General features: G+C 60.3%; 13 protein-coding genes. 7 read left to right on the top strand and 6 right to left on the bottom strand.

Features of this window, described 5'->3' with window-relative positions; all coding sequences use genetic code 11:
* Positions 1-1,523 precede the first annotated feature (1,523 nt).
* From V1286_RS37455 to ku, 5 genes are all read right to left on the bottom strand, one after another.
* On the bottom strand, positions 1,524-1,682 hold the full coding sequence (locus tag V1286_RS37455; protein WP_334488917.1) for a hypothetical protein: 159 nt from the start codon (positions 1,680-1,682) through the stop codon (positions 1,524-1,526).
* Between the two features lie 685 nt (positions 1,683-2,367).
* Positions 2,368-4,044, bottom strand: a complete 1,677-nt coding sequence (locus V1286_RS37450; protein ID WP_334488914.1) for a recombinase family protein — start codon at positions 4,042-4,044, stop codon at positions 2,368-2,370.
* A 225-nt stretch (positions 4,045-4,269) separates the two neighbouring features.
* Positions 4,270-4,887 (bottom strand): cell envelope biogenesis protein TolA, encoded by a 618-nt coding sequence (locus V1286_RS37445; protein ID WP_334488911.1) that lies wholly within the window; start codon positions 4,885-4,887, stop codon positions 4,270-4,272.
* Between the two features lie 22 nt (positions 4,888-4,909).
* Positions 4,910-5,815, bottom strand: a complete 906-nt coding sequence (locus tag V1286_RS37440) for a ribonuclease Z (RefSeq protein WP_334488908.1) — start codon at positions 5,813-5,815, stop codon at positions 4,910-4,912.
* Positions 5,816-5,897: 82 nt separating this feature from the next.
* Entirely contained in the window at positions 5,898-6,824 is a 927-nt protein-coding gene (gene ku / locus V1286_RS37435) for a non-homologous end joining protein Ku (protein ID WP_334488906.1), read from the bottom strand.
* 179 nt (positions 6,825-7,003) lie between these two features.
* Here ku and V1286_RS37430 point away from each other — a divergent pair, with 179 nt between their 5' ends.
* The 7 genes from V1286_RS37430 (at position 7,004) to V1286_RS37400 (ending at position 13,940) form a co-directional block, all read left to right on the top strand.
* Entirely contained in the window at positions 7,004-7,408 is a 405-nt protein-coding gene (locus V1286_RS37430; protein ID WP_417021225.1) for a hypothetical protein, read from the top strand.
* Between the two features lie 22 nt (positions 7,409-7,430).
* Positions 7,431-7,880 carry a hypothetical protein gene (locus V1286_RS37425; RefSeq protein WP_334488901.1) on the top strand — a complete coding sequence of 150 codons (450 nt, stop codon included), beginning with the start codon at positions 7,431-7,433 and terminating at the stop codon, positions 7,878-7,880.
* Between the two features lie 2 nt (positions 7,881-7,882).
* A complete protein-coding gene (locus V1286_RS37420) occupies positions 7,883-8,611 on the top strand; it encodes an SOS response-associated peptidase (RefSeq protein WP_334488899.1) in 729 nt (242 codons plus the stop codon).
* Between the two features lie 138 nt (positions 8,612-8,749).
* A complete protein-coding gene (locus V1286_RS37415) occupies positions 8,750-9,022 on the top strand; it encodes a hypothetical protein (RefSeq protein ID WP_334488897.1) in 273 nt (90 codons plus the stop codon).
* 42 nt (positions 9,023-9,064) lie between these two features.
* On the top strand, positions 9,065-10,168 hold the full coding sequence (dinB, locus tag V1286_RS37410) for a DNA polymerase IV (protein ID WP_334488894.1): 1,104 nt from the start codon (positions 9,065-9,067) through the stop codon (positions 10,166-10,168).
* 308 nt (positions 10,169-10,476) lie between these two features.
* Positions 10,477-11,583 (top strand): NAD(P)/FAD-dependent oxidoreductase, encoded by a 1,107-nt coding sequence (locus tag V1286_RS37405; protein WP_334488891.1) that lies wholly within the window; start codon positions 10,477-10,479, stop codon positions 11,581-11,583.
* Positions 11,584-11,687: 104 nt separating this feature from the next.
* Complete coding sequence (locus tag V1286_RS37400; RefSeq protein ID WP_334488889.1) at positions 11,688-13,940, top strand: hypothetical protein; 2,253 nt, start codon at positions 11,688-11,690, stop codon at positions 13,938-13,940.
* Positions 13,941-14,153: 213 nt separating this feature from the next.
* On the opposite strand, the gene V1286_RS37395 is transcribed toward V1286_RS37400, so the two are convergent.
* Positions 14,154-14,564, bottom strand: a complete 411-nt coding sequence (locus tag V1286_RS37395) for a hypothetical protein (protein WP_334488885.1) — start codon at positions 14,562-14,564, stop codon at positions 14,154-14,156.
* Between the last annotated feature and the right edge of the window lie 100 nt (positions 14,565-14,664).

Raw genomic sequence — 14,664 nt, 5'->3', positions numbered from 1 at the left:
ATTAGCGAGCGCTGGGAGACTTTTGGAGGCTTCCCACAAGCCGACCTACTAGCCCGCGAACCCGCGCAAGACGCGCGGAGTCAAGCCTAACTATCTCTAGGTTTCTTCCATCGGCAACGAGGTACTCCGTCTCGGCGAAATCGCTCGCGAGTGCCCGGGCAACGAACAAGCGAGAATACGACCCTGGTCGCGGATCTGCCGTATCTAGAAAGATGGAGAAAAGACCATCTTCCCAGTATTCCAGGTCAGCGGATTTTGGAAGTTGGACCACACCGTGAGGAATTGCCCTCGAGATGTCGCCGGAGCAGTCAAGTAGATCCGACCAGAGATACTCGGGTATAGCAACGACACCCACAGGGCGCCCAGTATCGAGGATTGGCGGTGGCTGGTTTTCGTGCACGAAAGGTAGAGAAACTTCGGCCAATCTTGCGAACTTTGAAGGGTCGCGTAGTACCTGATGAATCCTTGAATCCAAGTCGGCTCCGAGACCAGACGGCAATCGGCCGGTCGATAGCCAGTCGGATGAGACGGCAAGTTCCCTCGCATACTCTTCAAGCAACCCGTCGCTGATCCCGTTGGCACCATTCTCGTGCTTGAGATACGTTGGGGTTTTTATGCCCATTTTTCGAGATGCGACGATGGCGCTTGGCAGCCCTCGAAGGATTCGCGCGCATCGAAGTCGTCGAGCGACCTCTTGCCTAGGAGCTTGAGCCGAATTCCGAGCCTTATCGAGCTGCCGATCTATAGTCTGCGGATCAGGACTATGGATGGAGGTAGCAGAAACTTTGAAGGATTTCGCATAGACGCTTATATCGGCGTCAGGAATGTTGCGCGCTCCGCTCTCGTGTGAACGGTAGCGACCGACCGACCATCCGAAATGCGCTGCGGCTGCGGCGGACGTGTCGAATCCTGCAGCCTTTCGGGCAGCCTGTAAAGCTTCATGGATCGGAGGCGCATGCCTGCTAGGTGTCCGCACGAGCGCTTTGCTTCGCGTGAGTTTTTTGGTGCTGTGGATTTATTACGCAAGGATTCGAATATCGCAAGCGCCAAGGTTTCACATCGTTCGGCCTGCACTTCAATCAATACAGTGAATTATTCGCATTTGCACGCGGAGATATCCGCCGCTGTCGAGGCAGCAATCGCGCGTCGGAAGCCAAGGACACGCTCGATCACCGCCTGCTCGACGTACTCCGCGAGACCGGCGCACTACGGACGACCTGGGCTCGTCCCACGACGAAACCGTTTCGCGCGTGCGAGAAAAGACGCCGTTTCATGCTGTGAAAGCGACTGCCGCATGTCCGACCAATGGTGGCATTTTCGGGGTCGATCAACCACCCAGATAGGCGTATTCCATGTCTGCGGCTGGACCTGTGGGCCATCGTGATCCGCAGACGCGCACAAAGGAAGCACGCTATCTGCGACGCGACATTCTGCGTGGTCCAGCGGCGCGACGAATCGAAGCGGCTCGGTCGACCGCTGACGGCCCTCTACAGTCTGGCTTTCGCGCTCACGAGCGCGGCATGCTATTCGGCCGCCGCCGGCGCGGCCACCGCTTGGCGATCGGCATAGCGGATCCAGCACTTGTCGTCGGGCCCACGGAATTCGACCCGCTTCCGCAGATGCTCGACCCCGACCGCCACGTCGGCGAAGTAGTCCGTCTTGCGATCGTGGCCCACGATCACGCAGCGACCGAAGAGGTTCGCGTCACCATATCGCGACTGCCAGGCTGACAGCAGGTAGTCACCCGTCGGAAGGCGGATATTACCAGTCGTGCACGCCGCCCAGCAGACGCTCTGCGGCCAGAATGGGGGCGACCCGGGCGGAGGGGATCGCCCGCCCTAACAGGGCCGCTCGAAGAGCGGGTCTGCACAAGCGCGTGCCAAGAGTTCGGGCGTGGAGATCCGAGAAGCGCGGAAGACCGGGGAGACCACCCCGCCGGCGCTTGCCGGCGCTTTACCCTGGCGCGGCGCGAGGGGCTGCGGCCCTTAGGACTCGCGCAGTGCGAGCGAAGTCGCCTGAGTCCGACAAAACTAAAGCCGCAAGAGCGTCAGCATAGCGCCGACGCGGGAACGCGGCGGGACGCGGGACCGACTGCAGTCGCGAGACCGGTTAGGTTAAGAAGGCACCCCGCAGAGGCGCAGTGATAGCGCCGCCGGAATGACATGACGGCGGGGCGCCGGCGGCGAGCCCCCAACTTCGGAAAATCCGAAATTCCAATTGACTGGTCAGGCAAATCAGCGTTCTATGGGGCTCCTGGGATGTTTCCAGGGAGAATGTAATGTCCAACCAGCGTTCCGAGCTCGTCCAGATTTCGAAGCTCAATGGCGATTTCAGGAGAAACTAGGGCAAGGTATTGGGCGCAATTCTCTATCTGCGTTCCATTAGTGCCGCGCGGACGTTCCTGGTTCGGGGCCGGCTTGGTTTCTTTCGCTTGTTCGTTCGCCTTGGCCTGGTTGGCGAGACACGGCTGGCCGATACAAATCTCGCTGTGATGTCCCGAATAAGCTCGCTAACGGTGTCGACGCGAACAGCCTGGTGGCGAGCTAAAAGGCCATCTGACAGCGTCAAGTAAGGCGTCGTAGTGTCCGCTGAGGCCAACAATACATAGTCTTGAACCACCTCGTTGGAGTCGTTCAGTCGCAAGTAAACACACAGCTCGGATCGCTCCTTCCTCAGGTGGGCTCTCCATAGTGCAACGTGGTTTGGAGTCCTCTTCGCCATTTTCCGGACCACCTGAAATGAGATGATCTTTCTGTTTCCGTTCCGTGCCAGCCCTATACCATCGCTGGTTGGCTTCAAGCGAATCCCGCGATCGGTCCTTAGCGCCTTCGCAACCTGTGTTGCGAGCTTTGACAAACGCTCGGTCCAGTGATCTCGCACGTCAAACCACCTACAGTCGCGCGAACCTTCATAGCCGATGAGCTTGTAGGCATTTCTTATCGAGCCGAAATGCTTGACGTAACATGCGGGAGAGGGAAGTCCCGGCGCGTTTTTGATGATACTGGAGCTAAGCTTTCCCTTGCGACCGAGCGTGAGACGGAGCCTGCGGAGCATCTGATCTTCCGGGATTGAGATATAACGCTCGGCCATGATTTTTTGGGCGCGCGCGAAGAGGTCTTGATCAACCACTGGAGCGACCACCGATGAGGTCCGAATCCACAGGTGATCAGGGTTGTTCACCTGCTTCTGTCCAAGGCGCCGCGAGGTGCGGTTGTAAACGAGGTTTCCGATATAGTTCTCGTTCTTGAGAATGTAGTGGACCATCAGGTAGGACCAAGGACGCCCATGGTGATTGGGGATATTGGCCCTATTGAGCTGCCGTGCGATTTCAACGTCGGTCTTTCGCTCCATGACGAACTGCTGGAATATCCATTTGACGATCGCCATTTCTTCGCCAGACCCGAGCTGAAGCCGCACGCGGTCCGTTTTCAGGGCCTTGTACTCGCCCTTCCTGAGCCGACCTTTCGAGCGTTGCTTCTCATCGACCATCTCCCTGCCGAGCCCGAACGTCAGCGAACCACCAACGCGATAGCCAAGGCCCGCTATTCGGCAGTGGCCGGCGTGCACCTTGACGCCAAGCTCCCGGCTAAACTCAGCCGCCATGACGCGCTTGATGTTCTTTAAGATGCTCGACAGAAGACTTCCGTCGTTTTCGAATTGTTCAGCGCAATAGGCGACCTTGACGCCGCTTTGCTTGCAGACAAACTCATAATGCGCGCTCTCATCGACATCCTGGAAGCGTCCCCATCGGCTGACGTCGTAAACCAGAACGTGCTCAAAGTCCGTGTTTCCTGATTGAACATCCTTGATCAGTTCGGCGAGGGCCGGCCGCCGGTTGATCCTCACTCCGCTGCGCCCTTCGTCGACATAAGTCCGAACGATCGTAAGGTTTCGTTGCTGCGCGTATGCGGCGATGGCGGCCGCCTGGTTCTGGGTCGAATAGCGCTGAAGATCGGTGGACATTCGAACATATTGCGCCGCGCGAAGCGCCTTCTGGGCTTTTGCCAGTTGGGTATTGCGGCGAATGACGAGCGCATTGACCATGGATCAACTCTCCGGGCGGAAAACGCAATGAGGAACGCCCGGTTCCTCTAGGGGCTAGGGACAGCGTTGCGCCGCCCGAAAGCGCTGGATGCGCTAATCGCTCTGTTGGAGAGCAATAGGCTGCAGCGCTCACCGTGCTTTACCAGAGTATCAATCGTATCGAGCAAGTGACGGGCCGCGGTGTCATGGTTAACCACTCACCGGTTGCTTCCAGGTAGTGGCTGCTTACCCTCGCGCCCGTCGCAACGCAGCTTCCAGTCGCGTCCTCTCCTTCTCCCAACGCACCTCTTCGGCCTGCGACTCGTCCTCGAGAGCCTCTAGCTCGGCTCGAATGCCTGCTGTTTTCTCTTCGTGCTTCTGACGGGCTGCGTCCAAGGCGCCTTGTGCCTTGTCGATGGCGTGCTGCCGTCGCTCGCGCTCCTTCTCCCGGGCGGCTTCTTCCTTCGCGCGTTCGCGCTCGCGGCGATTCTGCTCCTTCTCAAAAGCGAGTGCAGCCTTCCGGTCGGCCGCCGGGTCGTTGCCTCGCCTCGGGGGCTTCTGTGCCCTGCGGCTCTGCGATTTGCGGCCTGACGTCTTCGCGCCATGGCCGCCGGCGAGATGGGTAGGCAGTTCGGCGTGCGCCTTGAAGGGTCCGCTGGACCCGACGGGGCGTTTCAGAACGACGCCCGGCGCCGCCATGGTCGCTGCGATAACGTCGGGATCCTCACTTTGCGTCGCCACGCCCTGGTGAAAAAGATTGCTGTCCGCGCCCCAGGCTTCCAAAGCCGCCTTCATCGAGGGCGCCGCTATCGCCAGATCGAAAAAGCCTAATGATGTCTCGTAGGTCTTCAGCTTCTTCGCCATGCATGTACTCCGCAGCGGCCGGTTAGATCACGATATGATCGAAATCCATGGCAATCCGGCTGTTTGGAAACGTCTTCGTCGCTTCCGCCAATAGGTCTTCATTAGTATAACGGCCGGAAATGTGAGTCAGGACGAGCTGCTTCACGTCGCACATTGCGGCAAGCGCGGCCGCTTCACCCGCGGTGAGATGTCCGTAGTCACGGGCAATCGCCGCGTCGCGGTCCAGAAACGTGGCCTCGATCACCAGCACATCCGCGCCGCGAACCGGTTCGGCCAATCCCTCGGTGGTTTCGGCATCGCCGACGATGACCAGCTTCCTGCGCCGCTCTGGCGGGCCGAGGATGCTTTCGGGATCAATTGTCCTACCGTCCGCGAGTGTCGCCGGCCTCCCTTCCGCCAGCTCCTTGCGCACCGGACCGTCGGGCACACCGAGAGCGGCGAGGCGGTCCGGCCGAAGGTGACGGCGAGCCCGGCTTTCAAACGAGAAGCCGAAACTGTCGGTATCGCGGTGGCGGACCGGGAAGCAGGCAACTGTGAACTCGCCTTCGTCAATGACCTGACCTGCCGTCAGCGGAACAAGCTCGAGTGGAATAGGTGCCCTCCCCTCACCCCAGAGGCCGGCGAGCATCCCGACGACGACTTCGAGTGTGGCCGGGCTTGCGTGAATCGTCATGACATCAGCGCTCTGTCGCAGCCGCAGAGTCGAAAAGAGACCGGGAATGCCGAGCACGTGGTCGAAATGGCCGTGGGTCAGCAAGAGCCGATCGAGCCTTCGAAAGCCCGCGCCGCTGCGCAGCAGCTGGCGTTGCGTCCCCTCTCCGCAATCCACCAGAATGCGGTGACTTCCGGCCTCGACGAGGAGACCGGGATGATTCCGTTCAGCCGACGGAACGCTTGCCGATGTCCCTAGGAATGTGAACGCGAACATCGTAGGCCGGCTTCTCCCTCTTACCGGCATTGGTAGCCAAGAACGCTCACGCGTGGTTTTCGCCGATCACACGGTATCACAATCAGGCGGACTTGCGTTGCGGCCTGGCTGCCGGCTTCCTCGCTGCCGTCTCCTTCGGCTTTTTGCCGGCGATCGGCATCAACATTTCCTTCTGTCCGGCTGCCGCCTTGCGCGGCTTTTTCACCGGCTTCTTCGTGGCCTTCGTTTCGGCCGCAGCCCCGCCGACGCTTCGCCGCAATGCCTCCATCAGATCGACCACGTTCTCGCCGCGCGGCCGCTCCTTTGGCGTGATCGGCTTGCCGGCACGCTTCTGGTTGATGAGGTCGATCAGGGCCGTTTCGTATTGATCCTCAAATTTCTCCGGCTCGAAGCGTCCAGACTTCTGGTTCACGATATGCCTGGCGAGATCCAGCATGTCCTTCGTGACTTTAACGTTCTGGATATCGTCGAAATACTCCTGTTCGGAACGAACTTCGTAGGGATACCGCAGGAGCGTCCCGACCAACCCTTTGTCCAGCGGCTCAAGCGCGATGATGTGCTCGCGATTGGTCAACACTACACGGCCGATCGCGACCTTGTTCATCTCGCGGATGGTCTCGCGGATGACCGCGAAGGCGTCGTGGCCGACCTTCCCGTCCGGACGCAGGTAGTAGGGACGGATCAGGTAACGTGGATCGATCTCGGACTTCTCGACGAACTCGTCGATCTCAATGGTGCGCGTGGACTCCAGCGCGATCTCTTCGAGCTCTTCCTTCGTCACCTCGATGAATTGGTCTTTCTCGAGCTGGTAGCCCTTGACGATGTCCTCGTTTGGCACCTCGTCGCCGGTGTCTGCGTCGACCTTGAGGTATTTGATGCGGTGGCCGGTCTGCCGATTAAGTTGGTTGAACGAGATTTTCTCGGACTCGGAGGTGGCCGGATACAGCGCGACCGGGCACGTAACCAGGGACAGACGCAGAAAGCCTTTCCAGTTGGCGCGGGGGGCCATGTACGCAGTACTCCGTTTTCGAGCGGCTCCGATTCAAGACGATCGAAAGGGGCTGGTTCCGACACTCCACTCTGTTTTGCGACTCTCAATTTGGCTACGGCCCGTCGCAACCAGAAAAATCATTCCCACCCACCGTTGGTCGGACTCGACATTTGTTCTCGATATGTTCTGGTTATGCCATGAGCGATCGACCCGCGAGTTGGCGGATGCCTACCCCGAAACAAATGGAAAAGCTGGTAACTTCGATTGGAGGTAAAGCCGCGGGGACGCGCCCTCTCGGCCCCCAGGACGAGATGCCGGACGAATATTGGCAGGCCGTGCTGAATGATGCCTATGTCGGCAACAGACCTTTGGGACAACCGGGCGCAGGGCAGCGTCTGTCCGAAATCCCGCAGCATATCTTGCGGGTGTCCTGCCGTCGGTGCGAGCGCATTGTCGAAATCCAGAAGGCCGATGCCATCCGCCTGTATGGGCAGCAAGCCAGCTGGAAGGAGGTCGGGCAACGACTGCTAGACAACACCTGTCAGAACCGGACTGGCCGCCATGAGGAAGACGGCTGCTGGCCGGCCTTCGAGCCCATCTGATCATGGCCCGGCTTCGTTCCGGATGACCCCCAAGCATCACCCGACGCCTTTGTCCGGCGGAGACCGCAAGGCCTTGAAGAAGGAGCTCGGCAAGGCGCGGGCGATGACGGGCATTTTGGCCACGCAGTCGGACGAGCTGCGCGCCAAGGGGGACGCACTGATACGCCAAGCCGATCGGCTCCCGGCTGAAAGCTGGAACGAGCGGATGTGGGCGGACGGAGAACCGATCGATCCCTCTCCCACCGTCGACCAGGCGATAAACGGCGGCTATCCTTGGCTTCAGATCGAGTGCTCGCGCTGCAAAGCGCCAAGCCAGGTCGATCTCGCTGCCCTGCCCCATCCACCGACAACCTTCGTTCATGATCTCGCCGGCAGGTTGCGCTGTCAGAAATGCGCTAAGGCGGGCCGGCGCCCCTCGGCGACGCTGCTGCAACTAACTCAGCGGCCGCGCAACGTGCCTCCGGAGGACTGAACGTGTGCAACCTCTATTCGATGACCAAGAACGTTGACGCGATCCGTCGCCTGTTCAGCGCACTCAACAGTCGCGTTGGCAACCTGCCTTCAATGCCCGGCATCTTTCCGGACTACCCAGCGCCGATCATTCGCAACGCGCCCGACGGCCGTGAGATCGTCATGGCTCGATGGGGCATGCCGTCCTCCCAGCAAGCGCTCCTGGACGCCACCAAGAAGCGAGCCCAGAAGCTCGAGGCTAAGGGCAAGCCAGTCGATTTCAAGGAACTGCTTCGGATGGAGCCGGACAGTGGCACCACCAACATTCGAAACGTGGGCAGCGCGCACTGGAAGCGGTGGCTCGGGACCGAGCACCGTTGCCTAGTCCTCTTCACGTCGTTCAGCGAGTACGACACGATCGATGGCAAAAAGGTGCCGGTATGGTTCGCTCCGGACGAAAGCCGCCCGCTGCTGGCGTTCGCCGGCCTCTGGACGAACTGGACGAGCGTCCGGAAAGCCAAGGAAGGAGAAGTCACGATCGATGTCTACGCCTTCCTGACCTGCAAGCCCAACGTCGAGGTGGAACGCGTCCATCCCAAGGCGATGCCGGTGATCCTGACGACAACCGAAGAGTACGATGTCTGGCTGCGCGCCCCCTGGAGCGAGGCCAAGGCACTCCAGCGCCCGTTGCCGGACGGGGCGCTGAAGATCGTTGCGACCGGCGAAAAGGAAGATCCCGCGCTGGCCGCCTGACATTTTGCACAGACCGATGGAACGATGGAACACGTGGAAAAGCCAGAGGCCATGCAATTCGGAATCCCTGACCTGTGTTAGCAGCCCGGAACGGACGGCGGCGAGGCGTGAGGATTCGCCCGGTAGGAGCCATTTCGAATGCTGATGACAAAGGAGAGACAAACCGCGATCCAGACGCTACGCGGCTGGGCGATTTCGGTGCTCAGTGAGGCCGGCGCCATTCGCGAATGTGAGGAGCACGGGTGGATGCAGGACCGCGCCGATCCACATGCCCACGACCGCGCATTTCAGATCGCTCGGACGGATCCGCCGGCCGGCGTTTCATCGCAAGTGGCTGCCGTCGCGATCGCCGAGGTACTGGACTCGATCGGCGACACCTGCCCTGAATGCCCCTCGGCGGATGGAGATTGACTTGGCCGCGACTTGGCTTGCGGTCCCCTATACAATCCGTCCATGGTCCCTCTCGATCCGGAACACAGGGCTTCGAGCGCTCCTCACCGCAAGATCATCCATATCGACATGGATGCCTTCTACGCGTCGGTCGAACAGCGCGATAATCCGGACCTGCGCGGCAAGCCGGTGGCAGTGGGCGGTTCCGCCGAGCGCGGCGTCGTCGCCGCCGCGAGCTACGAAGCCCGCCAGTACGGCGTTCGCTCTGCCATGCCCTCGGTCACCGCGAAACGGCAGTGTCCGGACTTGATCTTCGTCAAGCCACGCTTCGAAGTTTACAAGGCGGTCAGCCTACAGATTCGCAAGATCTTCGCCGAGCACACGCCAATCATCGAGCCACTTTCGCTCGACGAGGCCTACCTCGACGTCACCGAAAACCTGCAAGGCATCCTGCTGGCCAGAGACATCGCGCTAAGGATCCGCGAGAAGATCAAGGCTGAAACAGGCCTGAACGCCTCGGCGGGCATCTCCTATAACAAGTTCCTGGCGAAGCTCGCCTCCGATCACCGCAAACCCAACGGGCAGTACGTCATCTCGCCGGAGATGGGACCGACTTTCGTCGAGACGCTGCCGGTGGGGAAGTTTCACGGCATCGGGCCGGCGACCGCCGCCAAATTCAACGCGTTCGGGATTTGGACCGGCCTCGACATTCGCAACCAGTCCCTCGCTTTCCTGCAGGAGAACTTCGGCAAGTCCGGTACCTATTACTATTGGATTTCGCGCGGCGTCGACGACCGCCCCGTACGGGCCAATCGTATCCACAAATCGGTCGGCGCCGAGAACACGTTCTTCACCGATCTCACGGAGTTCGACGCAATGCGCGCCGAACTCCAGCCGCTAATAGAGAAGGTCTGGCAACATTGCGACTCGGCGGGCACCCGGGGGCGAACGGTGACACTTAAAGTGAAGTTCGCCGACTTCGAGATCATCACGCGCAGCAGATCCGTGTCTGCGGTTGTCGCGAATCGCGACGATCTCGCGCGTCTGGCGATAGGCCTGCTGGAAGAGGCGATGCCCCTTCCAAAAGCGGTGCGCCTCCTGGGAGTGTCGCTGTCTTCCCTGCAAGGCGAGAATGACACGGAGCCGCAACTGGATTTCGGGATTTGAACCGCAATGGCCAACGCGGTAAGCATCCAGCCAGTCTACGTGATGGCATCGGTCAACCGGCGTGATTAGTCTCAGGATACAGCCACTCTTTCGATGAATCTTGGTTCCAAACCGTTGGAACTGCACGCCAGAGACGCCAGGGTGTGTCGGCCCTTTCATCAGCGCCCACGTGCGCAACCATCGTCGTTCCGACAGCGGACACGTCTGTAACTAAAGGTACGTCGATAAGCTCAAGGAGACAAAGGGACAGCCGACGCGTTAGCATCCGGACTTCCTCGGCGTTTTGATAGCTTGCAAGCGGAGAGACCATGCGGGTTGTGATTTGCGGTGGCGGCGTAGTGGGCGCCTGCACAGCCTACTTCCTCAGCCGACGCGGCGCCCAAGTGATCGTGGTTGAGAGCACCGAGGTTGCCGCCGCAGCATCTGGAAAGGCCGGCGGATTTCTGGCACTCGACTGGTGTGCCGGCACGCCGTTAGACGCGCTGGCCCGACGCAGTTTCCAGCTGCACGCTGCTTTGCCGCAGGAGATCGCCGACGATTGGGGCTATCGTCCCATGACCGCTTACGGCGGCTTCGTCGCTTCCGAGCGCGACCCGCGCCGCCAGAAACCTTCGGAGCTCGATTGGCTCTCCAACGGCGTTGTTATTGCGTCGCGGTTAAGCACCACTGAGACGACGGCAATTGTTCATCCCCGCATGTTCACCTCCGCTATGATGCGCGCCGCCCACGCGCGCGGCGCCGAATTGCGCCGCGGGCGCGCTACTGGCGTGGTGAGGCATACCCACGCCACGACTGTGCGGGGCGTCGAAGTTGACGACGACATCCTTGAGGCAGACGCCGTAGTTGTCGCCATGGGACCGTGGTCATTGCTGGCGGCGGAATGGATGAGCTTGCCGGCCGTTTTCGGGCAGCGTAGTCCGAGCCTTGTCTACGATACCGGCGCAGACGTTCCCCCACACGCACTATTTCTAGACTATCACGACGAGACCGGTGACATGGTAAGCGTTGAGGTGTTTCCGCGCGCAGACGGCAGCACCCATATTACGGCTCTATCCGACGTGGTCCCGCTGCCGATCGACCCCGCCGAGGTGAAGCCGGACCCAGAGGCCATCGGTCGCCTGCAGGCCATCGCCGAACGATTGTCGCCGGTCTTCCACGCAGAAAAGATCCTCGCGCGGCAAGCCTGCTTCCGTCCGGTCACACAGGACGGCTTGCCGCTGATCGGCAAAGTCCCACGCAGCAAGGGGCTCTATGTCGCTACCGGTCACAATGTCTGGGGTATCCTCAACTCACCAGCGACCGGCGAAGCGATAGCCGAATTGATCACTGACGGCGCAGCACAAGACATCGATCTGGCCCCGTTCGACCCGATGAGGCTGCCTGCGCTGGATCCCTCCCTGCTGCGTACGGATTGAATCGGCGATCTTGCAGTGGTTGACGAAGGCACCTCTCTCAATTGCAATGAATTATGTGATCCGATATTCTCCGGTGAATTTTAGGCGGGGCGCGAGCGATGAGAGTGGGCGTCCGCAAATTCCTATTGTCCTTTGCATGGTGTGCGGCCTTGGGGCTCCAGCCCAAAATCATGCGTCCCGGCCCGATCGCCCAGCGCATCAACGTCGTTCGCGCAGCAAGAGCGCCGCTGTTCGTCGCGATCGTAGCAGGTCTTTTTCTCGCTTATCCGCCGCAGACACGCGAGATCTACCGCGCCCTTGCTGAAGACCTGACCGGTAATCTCTGGCAACTCGCACTTTCTCTGGTGATCCTCTGCGCGGCCTGCTTTGCCCTGTCGTTCATGGCACGCGAACTGTTGCGCGAAAGCAGCGTTCCGAGGACGCCGCGCTTTACGCGCAGGCTACTGCCAATCCTGTGCGGCGGATTGATCCCCGGCAGCCTGTCGGCCGGCCTGTACATCGCCGCCCACGAAGCCAGGATCGGCACGCCGCCTGCGGAGACTCTGGAGAAGATGCCGGAACTGGGAGTACTCCTGCAGGCTCTCGATGCGTCGAGGGCCAACCTGATCACAGCCGGACTGATTTGTACGCTGATCACCATTAGCCTCACGGTGCCAAACGCCGGCCTCCGGTCGTTGCGGGTTCGCGAATTCTTTGCTCGTCACCCGCTCCGGATCGCGCACATGGTCTGGTTTAGCCTGTTTTGCCTCGTATTCTTTTCGGCCTTTTCGGTAACAGGAAGCCAATTGGTTGGTCCGATCGGGATTTTCCTGCTCGCTGTTATCGGCGTCGGCGCAATGGCGTCTCTGCTGACCCGCGCTGGGGACCGGCGCCACCTTCCAGTCCTCTCGTGCGTGATCCTTATCGCTATCTTGCTTTCCCTTTTCGATCTGACGGACAACCACCGTATCCAGCTCATAAACACGGATTCTCCTCGCCTTCAGAGGGCAGTGGACGTTTTCAGGCAGTGGTACGAGAGTCGCGCTGACCGCGAATATTATGCAAGCCGTCAAAGGCCATACCCGGTCTTTATCGTGGCGGCGTCTGGAGGTGGCCTTTACGCCGCGCACCATGCCGCGACGGTACTGGCGCGGCTTCAAGACCAATGCCCGAACTTCTCGCAGCACGTCTTCGCGATCAGTGGTGTTTCCGGAGGCAGCCTTGGCGGCGCTCTATTCGCAAACCTTGCGCGGAAGCAGGCGTCGAACAGCGCGCATGTGGATTGTCTGTCCGGCCCCCCGCCCGGCGGAGAGGGCGATTTCGAGAAGCAGAGCAACCGCTTTATAGAGACCGATTTCCTATCGCCGCTACTCGGGGCAACGCTTTTCCCTGATGCGATGCAGCGCTTTCTGCCCGCGTTTACATCGCGTTTTGACCGCGCTCGAGCTTTCGAAAGCACGCTCACCCGGGCCTGGTCAAAGCTTTACCCCGAAAATAAGGATAATCCGTGGGGGAAGCCCTTCCTTGAAGGCTGGAACCCCAAAGCCGCCGCGCCTGCGCTTATCCTGAACAGCACAAACGTCGAGCACGGATACCGTATCGCCATGACGCCGTTTGAGATCATCGACATGGGTGAGCTGGACAACATCGTTTCGCTCTCAAACCTCGCGGAATTTCACCGCCTCAGCGAGGTGAGAGCGGGTGACAGCTCCACGGCACGCCTGAGGGACACCACGCTCGCGACCGCCGTATCCCTGAGCGCACGTTTTCCTTGGGTCTTGCCGGCCGGCCGCCTGACAACGCAGCGCGATGGGCCTTTGCGCATTGTCGACGGCGGATATGTCGAGAATTCGGGCTCGGAAACAGTATTCGATCTCGTGCAGGCGCTCGCACGATTTTATGAGAGCGAGAACAGCCTCAGAGGAGACCTGCCTCCTGTCCAGATACATGTCATCGCTATCACAAATCTTCAGATTCTACAGGCGCACGGGTCGTTCGGTCTCGGCGAAGCCTTGTCGCCGATCAGAACCATGCTGAGCGCGCGAGATACGCGGGCTGTCGTCGCCTTGTCGCGGCTTTGGCGCTTCATTGAGGTCTGCGCCATCTACTCTGAATGCGGCAAGCGCGTTGACGGTAGCTCATTCACACTCAACCTGTTCGATTTCGATCTGCCGCTCGGATGGCTATTATCTCCCTCAACTCGAAAGATCGTCGAGATTCACAGCGGGCTCTCGCACCGCGCCGGAACCTACCTTGGCGGAAGCAACATCGACGATCGCGACAAATTTGCGCGCCTGGGCGCTTACGCAGCAAACAACGACACCGCTGCCTGCAATGTGGTTGCCCTCATACAGGTTATCAAAGACCGTCGCTGTTGATAGCGTTGCCGCCTCGAAAACCGACCTTCCTTACAACTGGTCTGTCGCCATAATCAAACGCTAACCAGGACAATCATCCTCCCGAGCCACAAGCTGCGCGACCACAAAAACCCGTCGGCGTTAGGTAATAGATCTCCAGGACGACAGAGCGTACCCGGACTGATTGTCCGCGTCGGCAAGGCGTGAGGCCGCCAGCAAACTCGAGGGACCGGACTATCTCGTTCGCGAATGGCCTGCGCTCCTGGAGGGCGATCCGCGTTCAAGCCGCGCGAGGACTTCGTCGACATCGCCCGCAACCGCAAGATAGCGGCGGTTGGCGAAATTTATCTGGGAGACACCGTTGACCTGGGGATGCGGCACGACGCTGACCCACGCCGTCCGACTCACAAAGCACTTCGACTTGGGTGGATCGGCTGCGGTGAACTCGGCAAAATCCGCGCCGAGGCGTATTCCCATTTCCCCGATCGCGACCAACACGTTGATCGAGCGCCCGCCGGCCGAATCGACAAGCAATTCTGTTGCTGCGTCGGCCAAGGACGGATCGGGAATGGCCGCACAGATCGCGGCGGTGTTGACAGGAACCGTTCCGTACGGAGGCCCCAGCGGGACTTTGATCGTAGCCAATGGAGTTTCTCCTCCTATCCGCAAAAAAGGCGGGGCGCCCCTCACAGCCGGTGTAAGCTCCTGATCTCGCCCGCTCAGGAGCCGATCTGCGCGCGCTGCG

It is taken from the genome of Bradyrhizobium algeriense (assembly GCF_036924595.1).
In the GTDB taxonomy this organism is placed as follows: Bacteria; Pseudomonadota; Alphaproteobacteria; order Rhizobiales; family Xanthobacteraceae; genus Bradyrhizobium; species Bradyrhizobium algeriense.
The sequence above is the reverse complement of the archived record's forward strand: the minus strand, read 5'-3'. Positions and strand labels throughout refer to the sequence as shown.